22 protein-coding genes are annotated in these 24,550 nt (G+C 74.5%); 12 read left to right on the top strand and 10 right to left on the bottom strand.

The window, feature by feature from the left end:
• The first annotated feature begins 21 nt into the window (after positions 1–21).
• From NF338_RS13565 to NF338_RS13555, 3 genes are all read left to right on the top strand, one after another.
• Positions 22–672, top strand: coding sequence for a LytR C-terminal domain-containing protein (locus NF338_RS13565; protein WP_244286273.1), 651 nt, complete (start codon positions 22–24; stop codon positions 670–672).
• A 53-nt stretch (positions 673–725) separates the two neighbouring features.
• Positions 726–1,334: a GNAT family N-acetyltransferase gene (locus tag NF338_RS13560; RefSeq protein WP_264031270.1), complete on the top strand. Its 609-nt coding sequence runs from the start codon at positions 726–728 to the stop codon at positions 1,332–1,334.
• Positions 1,335–1,583: 249 nt separating this feature from the next.
• Positions 1,584–2,543, top strand: coding sequence for a type IV toxin-antitoxin system AbiEi family antitoxin domain-containing protein (locus NF338_RS13555; protein ID WP_264031269.1), 960 nt, complete (start codon positions 1,584–1,586; stop codon positions 2,541–2,543).
• Positions 2,544–2,630: 87 nt separating this feature from the next.
• Here the strand turns inward: NF338_RS13555 and NF338_RS13550 are convergent, their stop codons facing one another.
• From NF338_RS13550 to NF338_RS13535, 4 genes are all read right to left on the bottom strand, one after another.
• Complete coding sequence (locus NF338_RS13550) at positions 2,631–3,965, bottom strand: uracil-xanthine permease family protein (RefSeq protein ID WP_264031268.1); 1,335 nt, start codon at positions 3,963–3,965, stop codon at positions 2,631–2,633.
• Between the two features lie 125 nt (positions 3,966–4,090).
• A complete protein-coding gene (locus NF338_RS13545) occupies positions 4,091–6,163 on the bottom strand; it encodes a glycosyl hydrolase (protein WP_264031267.1) in 2,073 nt (690 codons plus the stop codon).
• A 95-nt stretch (positions 6,164–6,258) separates the two neighbouring features.
• Positions 6,259–6,990: an HlyD family secretion protein gene (locus tag NF338_RS13540; protein WP_264031266.1), complete on the bottom strand. Its 732-nt coding sequence runs from the start codon at positions 6,988–6,990 to the stop codon at positions 6,259–6,261.
• The gene (locus NF338_RS13535) at positions 6,987–8,819 is read right to left on the bottom strand and encodes a glycosyltransferase (RefSeq protein ID WP_264031265.1); all 1,833 of its coding nucleotides are present in this window, start codon (positions 8,817–8,819) and stop codon (positions 6,987–6,989) included. Before NF338_RS13535 ends, NF338_RS13540 begins: the two co-directional genes overlap by 4 nt.
• Before the next feature lie 690 nt (positions 8,820–9,509).
• Between NF338_RS13535 and NF338_RS13530 the strand changes: the two genes are divergently transcribed.
• Both NF338_RS13530 and NF338_RS13525 read left to right on the top strand, forming a co-directional pair.
• Positions 9,510–10,151, top strand: a complete 642-nt coding sequence (locus NF338_RS13530) for an RNA polymerase sigma factor (RefSeq protein WP_264031264.1) — start codon at positions 9,510–9,512, stop codon at positions 10,149–10,151.
• Entirely contained in the window at positions 10,148–11,137 is a 990-nt protein-coding gene (locus NF338_RS13525) for a hypothetical protein (RefSeq protein ID WP_264031263.1), read from the top strand. Before NF338_RS13530 ends, NF338_RS13525 begins: the two co-directional genes overlap by 4 nt.
• 118 nt (positions 11,138–11,255) lie before the next feature.
• On the opposite strand, the gene NF338_RS13520 is transcribed toward NF338_RS13525, so the two are convergent.
• Positions 11,256–12,179, bottom strand: coding sequence for an LLM class F420-dependent oxidoreductase (locus NF338_RS13520; RefSeq protein WP_264031394.1), 924 nt, complete (start codon positions 12,177–12,179; stop codon positions 11,256–11,258).
• Positions 12,180–12,336: 157 nt separating this feature from the next.
• Positions 12,337–12,636, bottom strand: a complete 300-nt coding sequence (locus NF338_RS13515) for a Dabb family protein (RefSeq protein ID WP_264031262.1) — start codon at positions 12,634–12,636, stop codon at positions 12,337–12,339.
• A 23-nt stretch (positions 12,637–12,659) separates the two neighbouring features.
• Between NF338_RS13515 and NF338_RS13510 the strand changes: the two genes are divergently transcribed.
• Both NF338_RS13510 and NF338_RS13505 read left to right on the top strand, forming a co-directional pair.
• Positions 12,660–13,553, top strand: a complete 894-nt coding sequence (locus NF338_RS13510) for an LLM class flavin-dependent oxidoreductase (RefSeq protein ID WP_264031261.1) — start codon at positions 12,660–12,662, stop codon at positions 13,551–13,553.
• Between the two features lie 169 nt (positions 13,554–13,722).
• The gene (locus NF338_RS13505) at positions 13,723–13,923 is read left to right on the top strand and encodes a DUF2510 domain-containing protein (protein ID WP_264031260.1); all 201 of its coding nucleotides are present in this window, start codon (positions 13,723–13,725) and stop codon (positions 13,921–13,923) included.
• Positions 13,924–13,949: 26 nt separating this feature from the next.
• Here NF338_RS13505 and NF338_RS13500 read toward each other — a convergent pair whose 3' ends face one another.
• Together NF338_RS13500 and NF338_RS13495 are read right to left on the bottom strand one after the other, a co-directional pair.
• Complete coding sequence (locus tag NF338_RS13500) at positions 13,950–14,549, bottom strand: dihydrofolate reductase family protein (protein ID WP_264031259.1); 600 nt, start codon at positions 14,547–14,549, stop codon at positions 13,950–13,952.
• 185 nt (positions 14,550–14,734) lie between these two features.
• Positions 14,735–16,618 (bottom strand): ABC transporter ATP-binding protein, encoded by a 1,884-nt coding sequence (locus NF338_RS13495; RefSeq protein WP_264031258.1) that lies wholly within the window; start codon positions 16,616–16,618, stop codon positions 14,735–14,737.
• Between the two features lie 152 nt (positions 16,619–16,770).
• On the opposite strand from NF338_RS13495, the gene NF338_RS13490 reads away from it, so the two are divergent.
• The 3 genes from NF338_RS13490 (at position 16,771) to NF338_RS13480 (ending at position 18,131) form a co-directional block, all read left to right on the top strand.
• Entirely contained in the window at positions 16,771–17,409 is a 639-nt protein-coding gene (locus NF338_RS13490; RefSeq protein WP_264031257.1) for a TetR/AcrR family transcriptional regulator, read from the top strand.
• Positions 17,406–17,693 carry a hypothetical protein gene (locus NF338_RS13485; RefSeq protein WP_264031256.1) on the top strand — a complete coding sequence of 96 codons (288 nt, stop codon included), beginning with the start codon at positions 17,406–17,408 and terminating at the stop codon, positions 17,691–17,693. Before NF338_RS13490 ends, NF338_RS13485 begins: the two co-directional genes overlap by 4 nt.
• Before the next feature lie 174 nt (positions 17,694–17,867).
• The gene (locus NF338_RS13480; protein WP_264031255.1) at positions 17,868–18,131 is read left to right on the top strand and encodes a hypothetical protein; all 264 of its coding nucleotides are present in this window, start codon (positions 17,868–17,870) and stop codon (positions 18,129–18,131) included.
• A gap of 18 nt (positions 18,132–18,149) precedes the next feature.
• Here the strand turns inward: NF338_RS13480 and NF338_RS13475 are convergent, their stop codons facing one another.
• Positions 18,150–20,804: a polynucleotide kinase-phosphatase gene (locus tag NF338_RS13475; RefSeq protein ID WP_264031393.1), complete on the bottom strand. Its 2,655-nt coding sequence runs from the start codon at positions 20,802–20,804 to the stop codon at positions 18,150–18,152.
• 68 nt (positions 20,805–20,872) lie between these two features.
• Complete coding sequence (locus NF338_RS13470; protein WP_264031254.1) at positions 20,873–22,396, bottom strand: 3' terminal RNA ribose 2'-O-methyltransferase Hen1; 1,524 nt, start codon at positions 22,394–22,396, stop codon at positions 20,873–20,875.
• A gap of 184 nt (positions 22,397–22,580) precedes the next feature.
• Here NF338_RS13470 and NF338_RS13465 point away from each other — a divergent pair, with 184 nt between their 5' ends.
• Together NF338_RS13465 and NF338_RS13460 are read left to right on the top strand one after the other, a co-directional pair.
• Positions 22,581–23,726, top strand: coding sequence for a class I SAM-dependent methyltransferase (locus NF338_RS13465; RefSeq protein WP_264031253.1), 1,146 nt, complete (start codon positions 22,581–22,583; stop codon positions 23,724–23,726).
• Between the two features lie 46 nt (positions 23,727–23,772).
• Positions 23,773–24,537 carry a TetR/AcrR family transcriptional regulator gene (locus NF338_RS13460; protein ID WP_087469995.1) on the top strand — a complete coding sequence of 255 codons (765 nt, stop codon included), beginning with the start codon at positions 23,773–23,775 and terminating at the stop codon, positions 24,535–24,537.
• The last annotated feature ends 13 nt before the right edge of the window (positions 24,538–24,550 follow it).

Below are 24,550 nucleotides of genomic sequence, written 5' to 3'. Positions count from 1 at the left end.
GAGGTCCGGTAGGTTTCTGGCGTGACCACCCGCCCCGACACCGCGCGCACCGAGCGTCGCCGACGCATGCACGAGCGCCAGGCCGTCGTGTTCGGGCTCCTCATCGCCGCGCTCGCCGTCGTCGGGCTCGGTGCGCTGGCCGTCTACACGGGGGCGATCGACGCCCCGTTCGACCGGCCGCTGTCGTCACCCGAGGCGGTCGACGACCTCGCGGACGTCAAGGTCCCCTGCCTTCCTGACGGCACCCTCCCGGTCGCGACCGGCGACATCCAGGTCAACGTCTACAACGCGTCCGGCAAGGACGCCCCCCTCGGGCGGCTGAACCAGGACCTCCTCACGTCGCGCGGCTTCGCCGTGATCTCCACGGGCAACGCGCCGGACCTCGACGGCGACGGGAAGTCGGACGTCGTGGCGCAGACGCAGATCCACTTCGGGGCCGCCGGCCTCGCGCAGGCCTACACGCTCGCCGCGCACTACGACAACCCCGGCCTCGTGCTCGACGCGCGCGAGGACGCCACCGTCGACCTCTACGTGGGCGCCGACTTCGAGGACGTCGTGGACCCCGAGCTCGTCGGCCTGTCCGGCGACGTGCCGCTCGAGAGCCGCGCCGGGTGCGTCGCGATCGAGGAGATCACCCCGCAGCCGCTGCCCGTGCCGCCCGCGGAGGGCTGAGCACGTCCCTCGCCCGGCGCCCGCCGAGCCCTCACGACCGCCGAACGGTACCCATGAGCACCCTGCCCCTCCGGCCCGCCCGGACCACCGACCCCGACGAGGTCGACCGCCTCTACGAGATCTGCCTGCGGACCGGCGCGTCCGGCGCGGACGCGACCGCGCTGTACACCGACCCGCGGCTGCTCGGCGAGGTCTACCTCGGCGCGTACCTCGCCCTCGAGCCGTCGCTCGCGTTCGTCGTCGAGGTCGACGGCGTGGCCGCGGGCTACGTGCTCGGCGCACGCGACACCGCCGCGTTCGAGGCCCGGTCCGAGCGGGAGTGGTGGCCGCCGCTGCGCGAGCGGTACCCGCTCGGCAGCTTCCCGGACGGCTCGCGCGACGAGGCGCTCGTCCGCCAGATCCACCGCCCGCACCTCACCGACCCCGCTGTGCTCCCCGACTACCCGGCGCACCTCCACGTCGACCTGCTGCCCGCCGCGCAGGGCGGCGGCAACGGCCGCCGGCTCATGGCGGCCCTGTTCGACGCCCTCCGCGCCGCCGGGGCCCCGGGCGTCCACCTCGGCGTCGCGGAGGACAACGTCTCCGCGATCGGCTTCTACGAGCACCTCGGCTTCACGCGCCTCGACGTCCCGGAGGGCCTGGTCCTGGGCCTCCGCCTCTGACCCGGCCCCCGCCGAACCTGGGATCGCTCCTCACGTGCGGCTCGTCCTCGGGAGAGATCCCGTGTTGGCGCCGAACCCTGGGTCTCTCCCCACCGCCGCGCGCGTCTGAGGAGCGATCCAGGGGTCGACACTCCCCCGCGAGGCGGAACCTGCCTCGCCAGTTTCCACAGTCCCTTCGTTCGAGGGTTCCGTCCACAGGGCCGTCCGGCGAGCTCCTCCGACGACGTCAAGTGCGCTGGGATGCGACCCATGCCGCCTCGTTCTCCGGTACCGCAAGCCCTCCGCGCCGTCGCCGCCCAGCAGGAGTCGCTCGTCTGCACGAGGCAGTGCCTCGACGCCGGGATCGGCCCGAACGTGCTGACCCGCCTCGTCCGCTCGGGGTCCTGGGCACGGATCACCGCCGGCGTGTACGACCTCGACCCGACACCCCCGCCCACCCGGCCGCCTGACTCCCGACGCCGCCGTGCTGCCTGGGCGGCGCTGCTCGCCTTCGGCCCCGAGGCGATCGCCGTCGGACCGTGCGCGCTCGCGTTGCTCGGCGTGGCCGGCCTGCCCTCGCGCGTCGTCCCGCAGGCGACGTTGCCCGGTGCTCGCGGGCTCGAGTCCCGCGACGGCATCCGCCTGCGCATGTTCGACGACGGGATGACGGTCGTCCGGGTGGGCGACCGGTACGTCGCGGCCCCCGAGTGGGCTCTGGCCCAGGCGGTGCCCGAGCTCGACCGGCCCTGGGCCGTGTCGGTCATGGACTCGGCTCTCCACCTCGGGCTGGTGTCGACCGAAGGTCTCGACCGCGCGCACGACCACGCCCGTGGTCGTCGGGGTGTCGCGCGGACGCACTCGTGGTGGGAGCTCGCGGACTGTCGCGCGGAGTCACCGTTGGAGACCTGGGTACGGCTCGACTGCCTCGATGGCGGCGTCCCGCCGGACACGCTCCAGGTCCCGTTGGTCGGGTCGAGCGGGCGGGAGCGACGCGGCGACCTGGGATGGCTGCTCGACGACGGCCGCTGGGTCGTCGCCGAGGCCGACGGCGCGGAGTTCCACGACACGCCGAGCGCGGCCTTCGCCGACCGGGAACGGCACAACGACCTCGTGACCGCCGACGTCGCCGCGGTGCTTCGGTTCACCTCCGCCGACACGCGCGTGCCGGGCCGCGCCGCGACCACGGTCCGCCGCGCGCTCCTGTCGACGGGACGCCGTCGTGCCGCGTGACGCCAGGACGCCGAACCCGGGACCACTCCTCAGCGAAGGCTCCAGCTGGGGAGAGATCCCGGGTTCGGCATCAGCGCGGACCGTTCGTCAGCGGGCGTCCTCGATCGTGTCGTGGACGATCGGCTCGTCGCCGCCGGGGGCCGACGCCGGGCTGGCGGGCTCCTGGGTCGTGCCGCGCCACCGCGCGATGGTCCGCATGAGGTGGTAGATCACGAGAGCCGCGGCGGTGCCGAGCGCGATGCCCTCGAACGTCAGGTCGCCGACGGCCCACGTGAAGTTGGCGATGCCGATGACGAGCGGCACGGCGGCCGTCGTGAGGTTGACCGGGTTGGAGAAGTCGACCTTGTTCTGCACCCAGATGCGTGCGCCGAGGATGCCGATCATGCCGTAGAGCATCGTCGCCGCACCGCCCAGGACGCCGGCGGGGATGGTCGCGATGAGCGCGCCGAACTTCGGCGAGAGCGAGAGCACCAGCGCGGTCGCCGCCGCGACCCAGTACGCCGCGGTCGAGTAGACGCGCGTCGCGGCCATGACGCCGATGTTCTCGGCGTACGTCGTGGTGCCCGACCCGCCGCCGACGCCCGCGAGCGTCGTCGCGACGCCGTCCGCGAGGAGCGCGCGGCCGGTGAGGTCGTCGAGGTTCTTGCCGGTCATCGCCGCGACCGACTTCACGTGCCCGACGTTCTCCGCGATGAGCACGAGCACGACCGGGACGAACAGGCCGAGCACGGCGACGTCGAACGTGGGCGTGACGAACTCGGGGAGCCCGATCCAGTCGGCCTGGCGCACCGCGTCGAACGACACCTCCCCCTGGAGCACGGCCACGACGTACCCGACGATCACGCCGACGAGGATCGAGAGGCGCCCGATGATCCCCTTGAACAGGACGCTGACGAGGATGATCGCGGCCAGCGTGACGACGGCCGTGACCGGCGCCTGCTGGAAGTTCCCCCACGCCGCGGGGGCGAGGTTGAGTCCGATGAGCGCGACGATCGTGCCGGTGACGATCGGAGGCATGACGATGTCGATCCACCGCGCGCCCGCGACGTGCACGAGCAGGCCGACAGCGGCGAGCACGAGGCCGGTGACGAGGATGCCGCCGACGGCCACCGACTGGCCCTGCGACGCGGTCGCGGCGCCGATCGGGGCGATGAACGCGAAGCTCGACCCGAGGTAGCTCGGCAGGCGGTTGCCCGTGATGAGCAGGAACCCGACGGTACCGATCGCGGAGAAGAACAACGTCGTCGCGGGCGAGAACCCGGTGAGCAGCGGCACGAGGAACGTCGCGCCGAACATGGCGACGACGTGCTGCATGCCGATCCCGATGGTCCGCGGCCAGGTCAGCCGCTCGTCGGGGTCGACGACGTCCCCCGGCGCGACCGTCTTCCCGTTCCCGTGCAACCGCCACCCGATGGCGCTCATGTCTCTCCCGTCCGTGAAGTTCGCGTGAAGACCCCCGGAGCAGGGTAGTGCCAGTGCCGAACCCGGGGTTCCTCCTCACGCGAGCGGTCCGGTGAGGAACGACCCCGGGTTCGGCGTCGGTGGACCTACGCCGCGGTGTGCACCAGGAGCCACGCGAGGAGGTAGCTGCGGGTGTTGCCGTCGTCGATGCGTTCCTCCGGGAGGGTGCGCGCGACGTCCAGCGCAGCAGCGGCGTCGTCCGGGCCCGCGAGCGCCGCGTACATGAGGAGCTGGTCGCCGAACAGCACGTCCCACGACGCCGGGTCGTCGCGCGGGCCGGCGAGCGCCTCGTCGAGGTTGGCCCGGATGCGCTCCGGGTCGCCCCCGAGGTACCCCGCCACGGGCTGCATCGGCAGCACGACGATGCCGAGCATCGCGCTCGGCTCGGCGCTGAACCACGTGGCCCAGTCGCGCTTGCCGCCCCACACGAGCGACGTCACGGTGTGCCCGAACCCGTCGATCGCCGGGTCGTCCCGGTCGAAGTCCGTCCAGTACGCGCGCGCCGACGACGCCTCGGCGGACAGCAACCAGCGCGCCTGCGTCTCGAGCGTCGCGTCCCCCGACGCCCGCGCCCACAGCGCCAGCCCGTTCCACGCCGACACCGCCTCCGACGCGGACTCCTGGTTGTTCCCGTCCGCGAAGGGCGCGTACCCCGACGCCCAGGAGTGGCCGGCGTACGCGTCGAACACCCGCAGCGCCGGGAAGTCCTCGTCGCTCGCACCGGACGCGACGTCCGCCGCGAGCAGGTCGAGCACGGGCGCGAGGTCGGCGGCGAGCGCCGGGTCGTCGGCAGCGACCACGCCGGCGGCGTAGAGGAAGTAGCCGTAGTGGAAGTGGTGGTCGTTGAGCTCGTCCGACCCGAACGACGGCGTCCTCCCGACGACGCTGCGCACCTCGGGGTCGTAGACGAAGCAGCGCGCGTCGCGCTCCTCGCACCCCGCGGGCTCCGCCCACTCGCGCAGCGCGGCGGCGAGGTCCTCGCGGAGCGGCGCCGCCACGTCGTCGAGCCCGAGCTGCTCGGCGAGCGAGAGGAGGTTCGCGTCGCGTGCGAGCGACTTCCCCCCGAAGTACGTGTCCGACGGCACCTCGAGAGACCCCGCCTCGAGCGTCGCGACGTCGGCGCGCACCTGGTCGGCGAGCTCGGTCTTCGCGTCCTCGCCCAGCCCGGTCACGTCGAGCGTCCCGGACGGCTCAACGGCGGGGCTCGACCAGGCGAACGTGCTCGCCGTGCAGACGTCGACCGTCCCGCGCACGGTCGCGTAGGTGCCGAGGTCGCACGTCGCGCCGTCGCTCTCGCGCTGGTGCGGCATGCGCACGACGACGGTCCCCGGCCCCGCCGCGTCTCCGCCGGTCTCGTACGTGATCGCCGTGGTGACGGCGTCGCCCGCCACACCGTAGGCGAGCGTCGTGCCCGTCACGGGGTGCGCCGCCGCCTCGGCGAGCGTCGCAACCGCGCCGTCCGGGGCGTCGTCGGGCACGGGGAACCAGGCGACGGAGTCTCCCTCCGCCAGGTCGAGCGACCGACCGCCGCCCGACAGCGCGTCGTCCGCCCCGACGAGCACGTACTCACGCCCGCCGGCCTCGGCGCTGACCGCTCCGCCCGCCTCCGCGAACGCGACCGTGAGCGCCGCCGTCTGGTCCGTCGCCGCGGTGTACCGCAGCACGGGCGACCCCTCGACGAGGGTCACCGTCCCCAGGACGGAGCCTGCGCCGTCGAGCAGGTCGAGCGTGACGGACGCGGTGTCGTAGGCGGTGACCTCGATCGACGACGCACCGACGTCGACCCCGACCTGCGGCACGTACGGGCCGAGGATCGACTGCTCGGTGACCTCGACGTCAGGCAGGCCGAACGCGAACCCGCCGTCGGTCACCCCGAACGCGAGCGGCACGGGGAACACCGGCAGGGGCTCGTCGCCGAACACCAGCCCGGAGAACCACCGGTTGGTCGGCGGGACCAACCCGTCGGCGAGCCGGGCGGCGGGCATCGGCGCGAGGGACTCCTGCGGCAGGATCGACGGGTCCACGTCGGGCACGGTGCCCGTCAGGTCCGCGGCCGGGTGCCCGACGGCGGAGCCCGCACCGGGCGGCCCCGTCGCCCCGGGCGACGCGTCCGGCTCGAACAGCCCGCACCCCGCGGCAAGAGCTACCGACGTGAGCACCGCAGCGACCACCCGGCCGCGAGATCGGCCCGAGCGTCCGAGGCCGACCCTCGGGAGGTCGACCTCGCGACGCACGGGTCGACCTCGGCGGGGCGTCACAGCCCCACCTTGCGGAGGAACGCGCCGAACGACTCGTCGACCCCGGCGAGCGGGCCGTCGTCGTGCAGCTCGATGCTCGCCGTGACCGGCGTGCCCGACGCGACGAGACCGTGCTCGGCCCCGCGCACGAGCGCGTCGCTCGTGACCTCGATCGTGGCCTCCGCCTGGTTGGCGGTGTTCTGCACCGCGACCGACGCGACCTCGCCCGCGACCTCCGCCTGGTTCGGCAGGACGACCGTGACCTCCGCGCCCTGGCGGACGCGCGCGAAGTCGCTCGGGTCGAGCGTCAGCCGGGCGTCCACGAACAGCGACCCCTCCCGCTCGAGCGACGCGACGACCTCGCCCGCCTGGACGAACCCGCCCTCCCGGGCCGCGACGTGGGTGACGACGGCGTCGTAGGGCGCGACGAGCGTGATCGTCCCGTCGGGCGCCACCTGGTACGCGGACGTGTCCGCGCTGACGAGCCCCAGCGCGATGTCGTGCTGGAGCGTCAGGCTGCTCACGGTGAACAGCGGGTCGCCCGCGGCGACCTCGTCCCCCTCGGCGACCTCCGCCGCGGTGACGGTCCCCGCGTAGTCGCTGCCGACGTCGAGCACCTCCGCCCGGATGGTCGCCGTCGTGCTCGTCGCCTGCCCCAGGCGACGGTTCATGACGAGCGTGAGCGCCGCGCACACGAGCAGCACCACGAGCAGTCCCGCCCCGAGGCGGATCCGGTTCGACCAGGTCATGCGACACCTCCGACAGGTCCGGACGACGTGTTCCCGCCACGGCGCGCCCGCCGCCCCGCGGCCCGCGTCCCGACGCCGACCGTCACCTCGACGCCGAGTCGCTCCGACAACGCGTCGTCGACGACGGCCGCGGCCGTCCCTTCTCGCGGCCGCACGGCGCGCGCCGCACGCTGGGCAGACCGCGACTCCCGGAGGGCCGTGACGACGAACGCGCCGAGGATGAGCGTGTTGGTGACGTTCCACGCGAGCGCGAGGCTCGGCATCGGGTCGCCCCACTCCTTCCAGACCCCCACCACCGACGTCACGAGCAGGAACGCGAAGAACAGCACCTGCGGGATCATGTAGTTGAACGGCGACGTGACCTTGCCCTTGCTCCCGGTCACGTGCCACGCCTGCTCCTTGCCGGTCAGCGCGTTCCACAGGGCCTTGGTGTAGATGGGGAACGACACGGACGCGAGCATGAGCACCTCCCACCGGAACGACCCGAGCGTGAAGAACGCGATGGCGATCTGCAGGACGTAGAACCCCGCGTAGTAGAGCAGCCACGTGCCCCACGAGATCGTGAGGTTCATGGGCGTGAGGTCGAGGTAGATCTGCAGCGGCGGCACGAGCAGCAGCACGAGCGGCGCGATGCCGGCGAGGTAGTGCGTCGCGGTGACGGTGTACTGGAGCCGCTGGTCGAGCGTGAGGGTGCGGCGCGGGCTGAGCGGGTTGTGCTGGAGCAGGATCTCGAACCCACCGGTCGCCCAGCGCAGCTGCTGCTTGGTATAGGCCTCGACGGTCTCGGGGGTGTCGCCGACGGCGAGCGTCGTGGGGATGTAGATCGTGCGCCACCCGCGCTCGTGGAGCATGAGCGACGTCCACACGTCCTCGGACTTCGAGTCGGTGTGCATGCCGCCGATGTCGTCGATCGCGGCGCGGCGGAAGATCACGTTGGTCCCCACGCAGAACGCGGCGTTGAAGCGGTTCCGGCCGGGCTGGACGAACCGGTAGAACACGGCCTGCATGTACCCGGCGCCGCGCGAGATGAGGTTGTCGAGGTTCCCGTACGTCTGCGGCGTCTGGACGAACGCGACGTCGTCCTTGACGAAGAAAGGCACGGTCTCCACCAGGAGCTCGGGCCGCGCGACGAAGTCGGCGTCGAGGATGACGAAGTAGTCGCCCTTGGCGATGGCGAGGGCGTGGTTCACGTTGCCGGCCTTGGCGCCGTTGCTCGACAGCCGTCGCACGTACCGCGCGCCGAGCTGGGCGGCGAGGTCGCGGACGTCGTCGGAGCGGCCGTCGTCGAGCACCCACGTACGGTGCGTGCCGCGGACCGCGACGGCGGCGCGCACCGTGCGCGCGATGGTGTCGAGGTCCTCGCCGTAGGTCGTGATGAGGACGTCGACGGTGACGGGGCGGTCGTGCAGGTAGAGGTTCCAGCGCGTCGGGTCGTCCTCGGCGCCGTCGCGGACGATCTCCGGGACGTCGAACAGGCGGTCCTTCGCGTGGTGGAACGAGAACCCGCGCGGGTCGTGGCCGCTCGACAGGACGGTCCACATCGCCAGCAGCGCCTGAGCGACGAGCACGGACTCCGCGGTGATGACCATGACGTACGGCAGCGCGTCGCCGCGGTTCGCCGGGTTGAGGAGGAACACCGCGTACGCGACGACGCCGAGCGTCGCGAGCAGCATGATCATGACGAGCGACGGCGAGCGCGCGGCGGAGTTCTCGTCGCGCGGCGGTCCGGCAGGTCGGTCGGTGTCGGCCCGCGGGCCGGACGGTGCGGGCCGCACGTGCTGCGTGCGGCGGGGCGTGACGACCAGGCGGTCGAACTCGGAGACGGCCATCGCGTGTCCTCCGGCTCTCGACGGGATCCACAGGAGTCCGCAGGGGACCCCGGGTCGCGGGCGGGCCGACGGCGGACGGCGACGGGCGGCGAGCCCGCCGGGTCGTCGAGGGCCCGGGTGCGGCGACGTCGTCGGCGTCGTGACGTGGTGCGGTGCCGTGCGGGACGTGCTTGCCGTGCGTGGACGGGCGGCGCGGACACGTGGTCCGAGACGGGTCGAGGTGGCCCGCAGCAGCGGGCCACCTCGTCGTCTGCGCCGAAGGTAGCGGTGCGCGACGCCCGTGTCACGGGTCGTCCGAGCGGTACCCGCCGCGATCTCGGCGAGGGGGGCTGCTGTGAACGGACCCGCACCGGACGGACGCCGGGTCGTCGCGACGAGCCCGGATCGTTGGCGCGCCGCCACTCCCGTCTCCGCCCGACGCCGTCGCGCGCCGTCCGGTGAGCGCTCACCCGCGCGGCGGTCCGCACGACCCGGAAACGCGCCGTTCACGGGCAGAAACGGAGAATTCACGGCGCCGACGCGCCGAGCGTCCGCCTGATGGACGCCTCGCGAGCCGGCTCGTGGTCGTCCGAGGGTTGCGCCGCTGAAACCCTCGGGGCGGCCACCGCCACCGCAGCTGGAGGGTGTAACGCACCGGAGAGGCCCGGACATGGGACGGTCGTGAACGTCTCCCGGTCGAGAGGACCCCGGATGCCTGCCCCTGACCGTCCGCCCGAGCGGCCCCCGTCGCACCCACCGCCGGACGAGGACCGCGCGGCCCGGTTCACCGCCCTGTTCGAGGCCACGCACCGTCCCTTGCTCGCCTACGCGGTGCGGCGCGTGGCCGACCCCTCCGACGCCGCCGACGTCGTCGCCGAGGCGTTCCTCGTCGCCTGGCGCCGCATCGACGACGTCCCCGTCGGAGACGACGCGCGACCGTGGATGTTCGGCGTCGCACGCCGTGTCCTGGCCAACCTCCACCGGGGCGCGCGGCGCCGGCTGGCCCTCGCCGACAGGCTCCGCGCCGAGGTCGCGGAAGCGGTCCCGCCCCCGACCGGCGAGGTGAGCGACGTCGAGCGCGCGCTGGCGCGGCTCGGCCCCGACGACCAGGAGCTGCTGCGCCTGGTCGCGTGGGAGGAGCTCGCACGCGACGAGATCGCCCTGGTGCTCGGCATCTCACGGGCCGCGGTCCGGGTGCGCCTGCACCGAGCGCGCCGGCGGCTGGCCGAGCAGCTCGACGGACTCGTGGCGCCCGGTGCGGCGTCAGCACCGCAGAGGAAACGGGACGACCCGACCGGACACGTGGTCACCGGGTGGGGACGGACCCGCCCCGGAACCGAGGAGGCACGATGACGGACCTGATGAAGCGGCTGCGAGCCACCGACCCCGTCCGCCGCGCGGATCTCGGCGCCGTGGACGACGCGGCGTTCGCCGCCCTGCGGGAGGAGATCCTCATGACCACCACGCTTCACCCCACGAACGCGGCCCCCGCCGCACACCCGTCGCGCCGTCGACGGCTCGGACGCCGCGGCATGGTGGCGCTCGGTCTGGCCACCGTGCTCGCGGGCAGCGGCGTCGCGTACGCGGCGATCCAGGCGTTCCGCGGGTCGTCGGGCGAGGGCGTCACCTGCGTGAGCGCCTGGACCCCGGACGTCGCTGAGGGCCTCGACGTCGACGCGGCCGGGCCCTGGCTCACCGGCGACCCGTACGCGGACTGCACCACGCTCCTCGCGGAGCAGGGCCTGCCGCCGATCGAGGACCCTGTGGCCTTCGCCTGGGACGGCCAGACCTACGTCGCCCCGGCCGGCCAGGTGCCCGACGGCGTCGAGCGGCTCGAGAGCCGCTCGGCACTGGATCCGGCCGTGGTCGAGCTGCAGCAGAGCGCGACCGACCGGGTCGACGGCGGGGCGAGCGCCTGCCGGACCGTCGCCGAGGGCGTCGCGTGGGCCCAGGAGGAGCTCGCCCGGCTCGGGCTGGAGGGCTGGTCCGTCGGCGAGCAGGACGCGCTGCCCGAGCCCGCGGACGGGGCACAGGTGTGCGCCGAGGTGACGGTCGACGTCGGCGAGCCCGCGATCGTCGTCGGGGGGACGACGGGCTCGGACGGGATCCTGGAGGACTCGCTGGTCGCCGGGATCGTGACGGCGCTGAAGGGCGGGATCACCGACCGGTGCGTCTCGCTCGACGAGGCCCGGGCCGTCGCCGACGAGGCCCTGTCGGTGGTCGACGGCCCGTTCCCGACGACGAGCGTGCCCGACGAGAGCGTCACCTGTGCGCGCGTCGACCTGGTCGTCGGTGGCAGCTTCCGGGCCACCGTCTACGGGCCGACCACCGCCGGCTGAGCGGCCACCGCCGTCTGACGGGCCACCGCCCGAGGCCGGCCGACGGCGGCCGTGCCCGTGCGGCCGCACCCTCCCCCGCGTCGCGACGAGCCGCTCGTCGCGACGCGGGCGCGGGGCGTCAGGGCAGCTGCGGCACGACCTCGCTCGCGATGAGGTCGAGGTGGTCGAGGTCGTGCAGGTCGAGCACCTGGAGGTAGAAGCGCGTCGCGCCCTGCTCGGCGGCGGCGGCGATCTTGTCCGCGACCTCGCCGACGGTCCCGGCGAGGCCGTTGCGGCGCACCTCGTCGGGCTCGCGCCCGATGGCGTCGGCCCGACGGCGGAACTCCGCCTCGTCCTTGCCGACCGCGACGACGAACGCGGCCGAGTACACGAGCGAGTCGGGGTCGCGGTCGGCGTCGAGGCACGCGGCGCGCACGTTCTCGAACCGCTCGGGCAGCACGCCCGGGTCGGGGAACGCGGCGTTGAACTCGCTCGCGTACCGGGCCGCGAGCGCCGGGGTGCGCCGCGGCCCGTGGCCGCCGACGATCACCGGGACGCGCTCCTGCGCGGGCTTCGGCAGGGCCGGGGAGTCCGTGAGCGTGTAGTGCTCGCCGCTGAAGGAGAACGTCTCGCCGACCGGCGTCTCCCACAGCCCGGTGATCACCGCGAGCTGCTCCTCGAGGATCCCGAACCGCTTCTCCGGGAACGGGATGCCGTACGCCTCGTGCTCGCGCGCGAACCAGCCCGCACCGAGCCCGAGCTCGACACGCCCGCCGGACATCTGGTCGACCTGCGCGACCTGGATCGCGAGCACTCCCGGGTGGCGGAACGTCGCCGACGACACGAGCGTGCCGAGCCGGATGCGGCTCGTCTCACGGGCCAGGCCGGCGAGCGTCGTCCACGCGTCGGTCGGGCCGGGCAGCCCGTCGCCGTCGCCCATGACGAGGTAGTGGTCGGAGCGGAAGAAGGCGTCGAACCCGAGGTCCTCGGTCGCCTTCGCGACCGCGAGGAGGTCGTCGTAGGAGGCGCCCTGCTGGGGCTCGGTGAAGATGCGCAGGTCGATCTGGGTCATGCCGTCACCCTGCCACACCGGGCGACTGCCCCCACCCGCAGGAAACCCCGTCCCGCGAGGTAGAACGTCCGGTCGCGAGGGAGAACGCGCAGAGCTCTACCTCGCGACGTGACGTTCTACCTCGGCGACGTCACGGGCGGCGGTGCAGTCAGTCGGCGAGCGGGACGAGGTCGAGCTCCTGGAACGCCGCGACCTCGGGCACCCAGCGGTCGGCGACGAAGCCGCGGTGGTCCGGGTGGGCGTCGTACGCGGCGTACGCGGCGTCGTCGTCGAACACCATGGAGAACTGGAACGTCAACGGGCTCTTGCCGCTCACCTGGCGCGAGACCGTGAAGTCCCGCACCCCGGGGATCGCGGTGAGCGTGCGGCGCGCGGTGCCGAGGAACTCGGCCTCCTCGGCGCTGCCGACAGGGTGGACGAGGCGGAAGGCGACGGTGTGCTGGATCACTCCCCCACCCTAGGCTGGCGACCATGCGCGTGAGCACCGTGATCCTGCCGATCTACCCGTGGAGCGAGGGCCGGGAGGTGTGGCGCGAGGCCGACGACCTCGGGTTCCACGCCGCCTACACGTACGACCACCTGTCGTGGCGGACGTTCCGCGACGGGCCGTGGTTCGGTGCGGTCCCGACGCTCGCCGCCGCGGCGGGCGTGACGGAGCGGGTGCGCCTGGGCACGCTCGTGTCGTCGCCGAACTTCCGGGAGCCGGTGACGTTCGCGAAGGACGTCATGACGCTCGACGACCTGTCCGGCGGGCGGGTCACCGTCGGGCTCGGAGCGGGGACGACGGGTTTCGACGCGACGGTGCTCGGCGGCGAGCCGTGGTCCGCCCGCGAGCGGGCGGACCGCCTGCGCGACTTCACGGTCCTGCTCGACCGCCTGCTCACCGAGCCCGCGGTGACGCACGACGAGGGCCACTACCGCGCGCACGAGGCGCGGACCATCCCCGGCCCGGTCCAGTCCCCGCGCGTGCCGTTCGCGATCGCCGCGACGGGTCCGCGCGGGCTGCGGCTCGCCGCGCGCTACGGGCAGGCGTGGGTGACGACGGGCGACGGACGCCTGGGCGACGACGCGACCCCGGCGCAGTCCCGCGCGGCGGTCCGTGAGCAGGTCGGGCGTCTCGAGGCTGCGTGCGCCGACGCCGGGCGGGACCCTGCGTCCGTCGCGCGGATCCTGCTCACCGGGTTCACGCCGGACCCCGCGCTGGAGTCGGTCGACGCGTTCGTCGAGACCGCGCACGGTTACGCGGAGGTCGGCATCACGGAGATCGTCCTCCACCGGCCCATCCCCGGCACGCAGTTCGCCGCCGACGCGCGCGTCTTCGAGCAGATCGCGACCGACGGCGCCGCACGGGTGGCCGGCCTCTGACCGTTCGCCTCCTCTGGAGGTGAGCCGCCGCCGTCGAGCCACGGCACCTTGGGTGCGGTGGTTCGCGCTCGGAGGGAACCTCTCCGCGTCCCGCTGCGTGAAAGACGTGAGGGGCGCGAGACAGATGCCGTACGGAGGGGCTCACGTGACCGTGACGCGAGGAGGCGACGTGCGCAAGGCAGCGGCGGGGTGGTACGCGGACGTGCCGGGATCGGGCAGCGAGCGCTGGTACGACGGCGCGGCGTGGACAGACCGCACCCGCGCACGCCGCGCGTCGGAGGACACAGGGCTGTGGCGGCGGGTCCTCGTCGTCGGGTCGGTCGTCGTGCTCGTCGTCGCCGCCCCGCTCCTGCTCGCCGTGCTCGGCTGAGGCCTGGCCGACGACGACGCGGCCCGTCAGCCGAGCGGCCCCCGCACCCGGTAGGTGACGTGCGTGACGAGCGACGCCGCGCGCACGGCGACGGTCTCGAGCGCGAGGGGAGGGACGCCGTCGAGCACGCGGTCCCCGTGCCCGAGGACCTGCGGCACGACGTGCAGCCGGAGCTCGTCGAGCAGGCCGGCCGCGAGCGTCTGGTTGATGGTCGCGGCGCCGCCCGCGACGGAGACGTCCCGGTCGCCCGCCGCCTCCCGCGCCTGCGCGACGGCGGACTCGATGCCGTCGGTGACGAAGAAGAACGTCGTCCCGCCCTCCATGACGAGCGGCTCCCGCGGGTGGTGGGTGAGGACGAACACCGGCCCGTGGTACGGCGGCTCCGGCCCCCACCAGCCACGCCAGTCGAGGTCCCACTCACCGCGGCCCGCCGTGAACATGTTCCGCCCCATGACGAACGCCCCCGCCGCGACGATCGCCTCCATCTCGGCGGCGTTCTCGTCGGCCGTCTCGGTCATCCACCGGTGCAGGTCCACGCCCTCGCCGAAGGGGTGCTCAAGCGTCTGGTCGGGCCTGGACGAGAACCCGTCCACCGACACCGCCACGTCGCACGTCACGTTCCCCATGCCGCCCTCACCCTCCGCGGTCCGCGCGAGCCGCGACCGCCGTCGTCCAGCCTGACGCCACCTCCGACCGCCCGCGCACCCGGAACTCATCGGGCTACCGGGCCCGAGTGCTGCGTCCGTGCTCGATCGATGCGTTCCTGGACGCATCGCTCGAGCGGGAGCGCATCGCACGGCGGGCGCCGCGGCTATCTCGGGTTCGCGACCTCCTCGGTCGCGATGCGCAGGGCGGCGACGAGCTCGCGGTAGAGCTCGTCGGTCGCGAGGAGCTCGGCGTGGGTGCCGCGCGCGCGGACGCGACCGTCCTCCATGACGAGGATGAGGTCGGCGTCGATGACCGTGGACAGGCGGTGCGCGATCGTCACGACGGCCCGGTCGCGCGCGAGGTCCTCGATGACGGCGTGCACGGCGGCCTCGGTGAGCCCGTCGACCTGGGCCGTCGCCTCGTCGAGGAGCAGGACGTCGGGCGCGTGCAGGACGGCGCGCGCGAGGGCGACGCGCTGGCGCTCGCCGCCCGAGACGGTCGTCCCGACGAGCGACGTGTCGAGCCCGTCGGCGAGCGAGCGCACCTTGGCCTCGAGCCGGACCTTCGCGAGCGCGGCCCACATCGCCTCGTCGGTCGCGCCGGGGTCGGAGAGGTGGAGGTTCTCGCGGATCGTCCCCGGCACGACGGGCGTCTCCTGCTCGACGTACGCGAAGCGGCGCCGGACGTCGTCGAACGTGAGGTCGTCGTACGGCACGCCGTCGAGGAGGATCTGCCCGGACTCGGGCTGGAGGAACCGCAGCAGCAGCGAGAACGTCGTGGTCTTGCCCGCGCCCGACGGCCCGACGATCGCGACCTGCCCGCGGTGCGGCACGTCGAGGTCGAGGTCACGGACCACGGGCTCGCCGCCCGGCAGGTAGCGCGCCGTGACGCCCCGCAGGGAGAGCCTCGGCGTCCCGGTCCCGTCGGTGCCCGACGCCGCAGCCGCCTCCGTCGGCCGGCCCGCCTCCGCGCGGGTGGCGTCGAGCGACACCGAGCCCGCCCGGACCGGCCGGGCCGCGTCGTCGTCCTCCTCCGGCTCGATCGCCTGGACCTCGCTGATCCGCCCCGCGGCCGCGATGCCCGCCTGGAGCTGGGTGACGTTCATGGTCAGCCCGGTGACGGGCTCGACGATCTGGAACGCGTAGAGGAGGAACGCGACGAGGCTCGACACGGCGAGCAGCCCCTCGTCGACGCGCCACGCGCCGAGCGCGAGGATGACGATGATCGCGAGCTGGATCCCGCCGCCCGCGATGGTCCACGCGACCGCCTCCGTCCGCACGGCCCGGACGCTGTGCCGCGCGGACGCCTGCGCGTCGTCGAGCACGCGGTCGATCTGGCGCCCCTCGGCGCGGCTCGCCTTGATCGTCCTGATCGCGCGCAACCCGCCCTCGAGCGTCCCGCCGAGGCTGCCCAGCGACTCCTGCGCCTTCTCCTGCGCCTTGGCGATGCGCGGCATGAGACCGCCGACGAGGACCGCGATGACGACGATCGCTGCGAGCGTCGTCCCGAGCAGGACGATGTCGAGCACGCCCATGAGGATGATCGTGCCGACGAGCGAGACCGCGAAGTTGACGAGGTTGACGATGCTCGACGACGCGGCCTCGCGCAGCAGCACGGTGTCCGAGGTGACGCGCGTGACGAGCTCGCCCGTCGGCCGCCCGGTGAGCGCGCCGATCCGCGCGCGGAAGTAGCGCCGGACCATGGACGACCGCGCGTCGAGCACGACGCGCTCGGCGAGCGTGCCGAGCAGGATCCACTGCCACAGACCGAGCACCAGACCCACGACGAGCAGCCCGACGAGCGTGAGCACGGCCGGGGTGAGCGACTCCCCCGTCCCGAGGGTGTCCAGGACCCACTTGGTCACCATCGGGGTCGCGAGCGCCGCGGCCGTGGTGCCCAGTCCCAGGACGAGCCCCAGCAGGAGCGTGCGGCGGTGCGGTCGGACGAACGCCCAGAGCACCTTGAGCCGCGGGAGGAACGGGCCCTTGGGGGCGTCAGTCGTGACGGCCGCCGTGGTGGGCGGGCCGGGGGCGTCGGTCGTGGACATGGCGTCAACCATGGTTGACATCCTCTCTCGTGTCAACTGTGGTTGACGCGGGCGTGGGTCCGAGGGCGGAACGAGATTGACCACTAGTGGAACACGCTTGTTCCACTAGTGGCAAGAGGTGTTCCACAGCGTCGAGGGCTATCGTGGGCCGCGTGACGGCACGAACCAGCGCGCGGGACGCCACCACCGCGCCGGCCCCTGCAGCGGCGCACGACGGCGTGCCCGCGGAGAGCGGAACCCGCGCGCGCACGCGGCGCGCGATCCTCGACGCCGCTGTCGCCGTGCTCAGCACGGACAAGTCCGCGTCGCTCGGCGACGTCGCCCAGGCCGCGCAGGTCGGGCGCACGACGCTGCACCGCTACTTCCCCGAGCGGGCCGACCTCGTCGAGGCGATCGGGTCCGAGGCGGTCGAGCGCACGCGCTCCGCGATCACCGCGGCGCGGCTGGACGACGGCGGCCCGGCGTCCGCGCTGCGCCGCCTCGCGTTCGAGTACTTCGACCTCGGCCCCTGGTACATGGTGCTGTTCAACGAGCTGTCCGGCGGCGAGCCCGAGTTCTGGGCGGAGTCCGACGCGGCGGAGGAGCCGGTGCGCGACCTCCTGCGCCGCGGCCAGGCGGAGGGCGTGTTCGACGACCAGCTCAGCGTCTCGTGGCTCGTCCGCACCCTCTGGTGGATGCTCTTCAACGCCTGGGCGATGCACGACGAGGGCGAGGCGACGCGAGCCGACGCGCTGCGCATGGCCGTCCGCAGCATCGAGGGCGTGGCGCTGGCCCGCGAGGCCCGCGCGTGAGCACCGCACCGGGCTCGGCCCCGCGGCCCGGTCTCGGCGAGCGCCTACGGCGCTGGTGGCAGCGCGCCGACGAGGTGCGCACGGGCGTGCGCTGGGCGAGCGTCGGGACGGTCTTCGGCGGGATCGCCGTCGCGCTCGTGTGCCTGGTGCTCGTGCTGCGCGGCCGCGTCTGGGCGTGGTTCCCGCTCCTCGCCGCCGCCGCCGTCGCGCTCCGCGAGGTCCGCTACCTCCAGCGCGTCGCGCGCGGCGGTCGGCCCCGCTACCAGGAGAACGCGCCGCGCTGAGCCCCGGGGGGACGTGCCCCGCGCGGCCCACGGGGAGGCACCCCTCGTCATCCGGAGGTCGCACCCTGGTGGACCGCAGGATCCACCGGACGGGCGACGCGCCGCGGGAGGGTCGCCGGGAAGACTGGCGGCACGGCGTCGGGCAGCGGCGCCGGAGACCTCCGGAGGCGCTCCGTGACGACCCCGACCCCCGCCCGGGACGCTATGTCCCCCGAGCAGCTCCCCGAGCCGTCCCCCGAGCAGCCCTCTGCGCGCGCGGCCGCCCGCGGCCTGCGTTTCACGGCGCGTCGCGGTGCGCGACGACGCGAGGCCGACCTCGCGCGGCGTCCGGCCGTCCCGCCGGTCGAGCGGGCGAACGGCTGGCTCGTCGCGGTCGCGGTGCTCGGTGCCGCGGTCCTCTTCTCCGTCCTCGCGATGAACGCCTTCATGGGCGGCTGACGCCTCCCTCGCCGCGGCTCACAGCCGCGGGTCGACCGGCTCCGACTCCAGCGCCAGCACCGCGAACACCGGCTCGTGGACGCGCCAGGTCGGCTCGCCGCGTGCCACTCGGTCCAGCGCCTCGAGGCCGAGCGCGTACTCGCGCAGCGCGAGCGAGCGCTTGCGCCCGAGCGACCGTTCGCGCAGCCGTTCGAGGTTGCGCTCCTGCGTGTACTCGGGGCCGTAGATGATGCGCAGGTACTCGCGGCCGCGGACCTTGAGCCCCGGCTGCACGAGCCCACCACCCCTCCCGGGCGCGCCCCGGCGCCGCACGAGGTTGGCGAGCGGCTTGACCACCATGCCCTCGCCGCCGGCTGCCGTGAGCTCCTCCCACCAGGCCGTCCCCTCGGCACGCGACGCGTCGTCGGCGAGGTCGACGACGACGCGCCGCGTCGTGCGGAACAGCGCCGGGTCGGCCGCGACGAGCCCGTCCGCGACGTCGAGGTGCCACAGGTGGTCACGCTCGGCGTAGGTCGTCCCGGCCGCCTCCGCGGACCCGGGTCGAGCGGACGTCCCGCTCGCGAGCACCTGGAACGGCGCGACCTGGACGCCGCGCAGCGGGTCGAGGTCTTCGGACCCGGAGGCCCCCGTGTCCCACCGGTACCGCCGGTAGGACTCGACGAACAGCTCGGCGTCGGCCGACCGCCGCGCGGTCCGACGCCGGAGCTCGCCCACGTCGACGCCCCGTGCCTCCGCCGCGGCGAGGGCCGCCAGAGCCGCGGGCATGACCGACCGCGCCGCCGCCCCGACGCTCGCGTACTGGTCGCGCAGGAGCTGGTCGGCCTTGAGCGACCAGGGCAGGACCTCGGCGTCGAGCAGCACCCAGTCGGCACCGAGAGCGTCCCACGTCCCGGCCGCGTCGAGGGCCGCGGCGACGCGCCCGAGCAGCAGCGCCGTCGTCGGCTCGTCGAGGAACGACCGTCCCGTCCGGGTGTGCACCGCGCCGGGCGCGTCGATCCCGAACCGCTCCGCGACGACGCGCGACCCGTCCGCCGACCCCGAGTCCCGCGCGACCAGCAGCACCGCGCGCGACCCCATGTGCTTCTCCTCGCACACGACCCGGTCGACGCCGTCGCGCGCGTACGCGGCGAACGCGCCGTCGGGGTGCTCGAGCAGGCCGGGCAGGGTCGACGTCGCGACGGGGCTCATGGTCGGCGGCAGGTACAGCAGCAGTCGCGGGTCGACGGCGAAACGGCTCATGATCTCCAGTGCGCCCGCCGCCTGCTCCTCGCCGACGGTCACGCGCCCGTGCGTCGCGGTCTCGACGGCGCGGCGCCCGAGCACGTCGGCCACGGAGAGCAGGTCGGGCTCGCGCGTCGGCGCTCCCCCGTCCACCGCGTCGTCGGGCAGGAACGGGCGCGCGGGCGCGTAGTACTCGCGCGCGGCCGGCACCTGCACGACCTCCTTCTCCGGGTACCGCAGCGCGGACAGCTTCCCGCCGAACACGCACCCCGTGTCGAGGCACATCGTGTTGTTGACCCACTCGGCCTCGGGCGTCGGCGTGTGCCCGTAGAGGACCATGGCGCGGCCGCGGTAGTCGTCCGCCCACGGGTAGCGCACGGGCAGCCCGAACTCGTCGGTCTCGCCGGTCGTGTCCCCGTAGAGCGCGAAGCTCCGCACCCGGCCCGACGCGCGCCCCTGGTAGGACTCCTTGAGCCCGGCGTGCGCGACGACGAGCCTGCCGTCGTCGAGCACGAGGTGGGAGACGAGGTCGCGGCAGAACTCCGCGACCTCGCGCCGGAACTCCTCGGGCTCCTCGGCGAGCTGGGCGAGCGTCGTCTCCAGGCCGTGGGAGACCTTGACGTCGCGCCCGCCGAGCGCGCGCACGAGCTTGTGCTCGTGGTTGCCCGGCACCGCGAGCGCGTGCCCCGCGCGGACCATGCCCATCGCGAGCCGCAGCACGCCCGGGGAGTCGGGCCCGCGGTCGACGAGGTCGCCGAGGAAGATCGCGCGCCGGCCCTCGGGGTGCACGGCGTCGACGGGCCGGCCGGCGTCGTCGCGCACGACGGCGTAGCCCAGCACCCCGAGGAGCGTCACCAGCTCGTCGAGGCAGCCGTGCACGTCACCGATCGCGTCGAACGGGCCGTGCTCGTCGCGACGGTCGGTGAGCAGCGGCGTGCGCACGATGCGCGCCGCCGCGACCTCGTCCTCCCCGCGCAGCACGTGCACGGTGCGGAACCCCTCGCGCTGCAGGCTCTTGAGCGACGACCGCAGCGCGGCGCGCTGCCGCTTCACGACGTGCGCGCCGAACCCGCGGTCCGCGCGCGCCGCGTTGCGCTCGACAGCGACCTTCTCCGGCACGTCGAGGACGATCGCGACGGGCAGGACGTCGTGGGCGCGCGCGAGCGCGACGAGGGTCGTGCGGGCCTCGCGCTGCACGTTCGTCGCGTCGACGACGGTGAGCAGGTTCGCCTCGAGGCGCTTGGACACGATGGTCTCCAAGACCTCGAACGCGGCCCTCGTGGCCGCCTGGTCGTTCTCGTCGTTGGACACGAGCCCGCGGCACACGTCCGACGACACCGTCTCGTACGGTCCGAAGTGCGCGCGCGCGAACGTCGACTTCCCCGAGCCGGAGACGCCGACGAGCACCACGAGGCTCGACGCGGGGACGCGCAGGTCGCGCGTCGCCCCCATGCTCTCGGTCGCGGGCTCCGTCGCGTCCTCGGCCGCGGGCTCGTTCGTCCGCGCCGTCGTGCGCTCGCTCATCGGGCCTCCTCCCCGTCGCGCGTGCCAGGTCCTGCCGCGGTCGTCCCGCCCTGGTCGACGGCGCCCTCCGGCACGAGCGTGAGGACCACGAGCTGCGTGGGCGCCCCGACGTCCGGGGAGATCGGCCCGACGTCGCGATGCCCGACCGCGTACCCGTACCGGTCTGCGACCGCGGCAGCCCACGCGCGCAGCTCGGCGCGCGTCCACTCGAACCGGTGGTCGGGGTGCCGCACCGGGCGTCCGCCCGGCCCGTCGAGCAGGTTCGGGTAGTGCACGTTGTACTCGGCGTTGGGCGTCGTGACGACGACGGTGCGTGGCCGCGCGTGCCCCAGGACCGCGTGCGCCAGCGCGTCGAGGCGCGACGGCTCCACGTGCTCGACGACCTCCATGAGGACCGCGGCGTCGAACCCCGTGACCCGGTCGTCGGTGTAGGTGAGGGACGACTGGAGCAGGCGCACGCGCTCGCGCTCGGCGTCGCTCGCGTCGTGCAGGCGCAGCCGCGCGGCGGCGCGCTCGAGCTCGCGCGCGGAGACGTCGGTGCCGAGGACGCGCGTGAACGTCCGGTCGGCGGCGAGGCAGCGCAGGAGCGCGCCCTCCCCGCACCCGAGGTCGACGACGGTCCGCGCGCCGACCTCGTGCAGGACCGCGAGCACGGCGTCCGCACGCTGCCGGGCGAGCGGCGGCTCCGGCGCGTCGGCCCCGGCTGACGCCGCGTCGTCGGGCGAGGCGCCGCCGTCGGGCTCGACCGTGTCCGCGAGCGCGTCGCCGTCGAGCGCGGCGAGACGCGCCGTCGCGTCCTCGACGTAGCGGCGCTGGTGCGCGAGGTAGCGCCGCAGGATCTGCGCGCGCTCGGGGTGGTCGGCGAGCCAGCCGCCGCCCGCGCGCACGAGCTTGTCCACCTCGTCCGTCGAGACCCAGTAGTGCTTGGCGTCGTCGAGCACGGGCAGCAGCACGTAGAGCTGCGCGAGCGCGTCGGCGAGACGACGCGTGCCGCGCAGGCGCAGGTCCACGTACCGCGAGGCGCCCCATGCCGGGACGGTCGGGTCGAGCGGCTCCGCGGTCGCGGTGACGTGCCAGCCCAGCGGTTCGAACAGCCGCCGCGCGAGGTCGGCCCCGCCCCGGCACGGCAGCGAGGGCACGTGCACGTCCAGCGGGAGCTCGACGTCCACGAGCCCCGGCCGCGCGTCGCACCGGCCGGCCATCGCCGTCGCGAACACCTTGCCCAGCGCGACGGCGACCATCGACGACGCGGCGTAGGGCCGGTCGTTGACGTACTGCGCGAGCGCGAAGGCGTCCCCGCCGCCGAAGCGCTTGTTCCGCACGATCCCCACCGGGTCGACCTCGAGCAGCAGCGCGACCTCGCAGCGCTCCGCCGTCGCCTCGGGGTAGAAGACGTGCGCGCGGCCCACGGGCAGGTCGAAGACCTGCGCGCGGTCCGGGTGCTTGTGCAGCAGGAACCCGAGGTCGGTGGCGTCGTCGAGCGTCCCCGGGGACGCCGTCGCGGCGAGGGTCACGAGCATGGCCGCCATGGTGCCATCCGGCGGCGGGCGGGGCACCGGGATTGTGGACGGGCGAGCGGCCTGTGGACCACCGAAGTTTCAGCCGCTCCGCCCATCGACGCGGACGCCCCGGAGGTCTACCGTCGAACCACGGGCGCCGCTGCCCACGGCACGCGCCCGGCCAACGTCCAGCCGGAGGCCGCGCATGGTCGCCACAGCCGAGAACGGGCCTCCGGGCCCGGGGGACGCCGACGCGTTCGCCGAGCGCCTGTTCGCCGCGACGCTCGGCGCGATCGACGTCCTGTCCGTCCACGTCGGCGACCGGCTCGGGTGGTACCGCGCGCTCGTCGACGCCGGCCCTCTCACCTCGACCGGGCTCGCCGAGCGCACCCGCACCCACGAGCGGTACGCGCGCGAGTGGCTGGAGCAGCAGGCGGCCAGCGGGATCCTCGTCGCCGAGGACCCGGGCGCCGGCCCCGCGCTCGCGGCCGACCCGGTCGCGGCCGCCCGCGAGCGCCTGTACGCCCTGCCAGCCGCGCACGCGGAAGTGCTGACCGACACGACCTCGCTCGCGTACGTCGCGCCGCTCGCGCGCTTCGTCGGCGCCATCGGCCCACAGCTCCCGCACCTGCTCGACGCGTACCGCACGGGCGGCGGCGTGTCCTGGGACCAGCTCGGCGACGACGCGCGCGAGGCCCAGGCCGAGGTCAACCGGCCGTGGTTCGAGCGCCGACTCGCGCCGACGCTCGCGCGGGTCCCCGCGGTCCACGACGTGCTGAGCCGGCCCGGGGCGCGGGTGGTCGACGTCGGGTGCGGGTTCGGGTGGTCGACGCTCGCCCTCGCGCGCGCGTACCCGGACGCGGTGCTCCACGGCGTCGACGTCGACCGCCCGTCGGTCGCGGCGGCCCGCGCCGCAGCCGAGGAGGCGGGGCTCGCGGACCGCGTGAGCTTCCACCTCGCCGACGCCGCCGAGCTCGGGCTCGTCGAGCCCGCCGGGCTGCCGTTCGACGCCGCGTTCGCGTTCGAGTGCGTCCACGACATGCCGCGCCCCGCCGCCGTGCTCGACGCCGTCCGTCGCGCGGTCCGGCCCGACGGCGTCGTGGTCGTCATGGACGAGGCCGTCGGCGAGGAGTTCACCGCGCCGGCGGACGACGTCGACCGGGTCATGTACGGGTACAGCCTCTTCGTGTGCCTGCCCGACGGGCTGTCGTCCCCGCCCTCCGTCGGCACCGGGACCGTCATGCGCCCCGCGACGCTGCGCCGCTACGCGCGCGACGCCGGGTTCGCGGACGTCGAGGTGCTGCCCGTGGACGACTTCTCCTTCTTCCGGTTCTACCGGCTGGTGCCCTGACCGCCCGGACGAGGCGCGCGACCGGTACCGGTGTAGCGTCCGGTGCATGACCGACGTCCGCAGCCGCACCCATGCCCAGGCCGTCGACGCAGCGATCGAGCTCTTCACCCGCAAGGGGTACGAGCAGACGACCGTCGAGGAGATCGCCGACGCCGCCCAGGTCAGCCGCGCCACCTTCTTCCGCCGCTACGGCTCCAAGGAGGACGTGGTCTTCGCGGACCACGAGCTCCTGCTCGACGAGGTCGTCGTCATGCTGGCCGCGACCCGGCCCGTGCCCGACGCCGAGGGACGGCTCACGCCCGACCCCGCCGTCGACCCGTACGTCGAGGTGTGCCGCGCGGCGCGGCTCGTGTTCGACCACCACGTCGGGCAGCGGGAGACGTCGCTCGCGCGGTGGCAGCTCCTCCAGCAGGTGCCGGCGCTGCGCGACCGCGAGCTGGTCACGACCCACCGCTACGAGCGCGCGTTCACCGCGTACCTGCGCGACGCGCTCCCGCCCGACGAGCGCCGCTCGACCGCGTCCATCGCGTTCGCCGCGTCGGTCGTCGCCGTGCACAACGCCCTGCTGCGCCGGTGGCTGCGCTCCCCCGACCAGGACCTGCGGCCCCAGCTCGAGGAGGCGTTCGCGGACCTGCGCCGCGCCGCCGTCGGCCGGTACGCCGCACCCGACGACGCCGCGTCGGCCGATCGTCGCGGCACCGGGGACGGTGTGCCCGGGCGCCGTGTCGTCGTCACCGTGGTCGAGGCCGGGACGGACGCCCAGGGCGTCGCGGACGACGTCGCGCGCGCCGTCCGCGACGCCCTCGCCTGAGCCCGTCCGCCTC

It is taken from the genome of Cellulosimicrobium sp. SH8 (assembly GCF_025818875.1).
Taxonomy (GTDB): Bacteria; Actinomycetota; Actinomycetes; order Actinomycetales; family Cellulomonadaceae; genus Cellulosimicrobium; species Cellulosimicrobium cellulans_D.
Note: the sequence above shows the minus strand (reverse complement) of the source record. Positions and strands in the feature narration are given on the sequence as shown.

What these genes read in the sequence shown, in the direction of transcription:
- NF338_RS13560 (WP_264031270.1), top strand. Translation starts at nt 726, where the DNA reads ATGAGCACCCTGCCCCTCCGGCCCGCCCGGACCACCGACCCCGACGAG.
- NF338_RS13555 (WP_264031269.1), top strand. Translation starts at nt 1,584, where the DNA reads ATGCCGCCTCGTTCTCCGGTACCGCAAGCCCTCCGCGCCGTCGCCGCC.
- NF338_RS13550 (WP_264031268.1), bottom strand. Translation starts at nt 3,965, where the DNA reads ATGAGCGCCATCGGGTGGCGGTTGCACGGGAACGGGAAGACGGTCGCG.
- NF338_RS13540 (WP_264031266.1), bottom strand. Translation starts at nt 6,990, where the DNA reads ATGACCTGGTCGAACCGGATCCGCCTCGGGGCGGGACTGCTCGTGGTG.
- NF338_RS13535 (WP_264031265.1), bottom strand. Translation starts at nt 8,819, where the DNA reads ATGGCCGTCTCCGAGTTCGACCGCCTGGTCGTCACGCCCCGCCGCACG.
- NF338_RS13530 (WP_264031264.1), top strand. Translation starts at nt 9,510, where the DNA reads ATGCCTGCCCCTGACCGTCCGCCCGAGCGGCCCCCGTCGCACCCACCG.
- NF338_RS13525 (WP_264031263.1), top strand. Translation starts at nt 10,148, where the DNA reads ATGACGGACCTGATGAAGCGGCTGCGAGCCACCGACCCCGTCCGCCGC.
- NF338_RS13510 (WP_264031261.1), top strand. Translation starts at nt 12,660, where the DNA reads ATGCGCGTGAGCACCGTGATCCTGCCGATCTACCCGTGGAGCGAGGGC.
- NF338_RS13500 (WP_264031259.1), bottom strand. Translation starts at nt 14,549, where the DNA reads ATGGGGAACGTGACGTGCGACGTGGCGGTGTCGGTGGACGGGTTCTCG.
- NF338_RS13495 (WP_264031258.1), bottom strand. Translation starts at nt 16,618, where the DNA reads ATGTCCACGACCGACGCCCCCGGCCCGCCCACCACGGCGGCCGTCACG.
- NF338_RS13475 (WP_264031393.1), bottom strand. Translation starts at nt 20,804, where the DNA reads ATGGGGGCGACGCGCGACCTGCGCGTCCCCGCGTCGAGCCTCGTGGTG.
- NF338_RS13470 (WP_264031254.1), bottom strand. Translation starts at nt 22,396, where the DNA reads ATGCTCGTGACCCTCGCCGCGACGGCGTCCCCGGGGACGCTCGACGAC.
- NF338_RS13465 (WP_264031253.1), top strand. Translation starts at nt 22,581, where the DNA reads ATGGTCGCCACAGCCGAGAACGGGCCTCCGGGCCCGGGGGACGCCGAC.
- NF338_RS13460 (WP_087469995.1), top strand. Translation starts at nt 23,773, where the DNA reads ATGACCGACGTCCGCAGCCGCACCCATGCCCAGGCCGTCGACGCAGCG.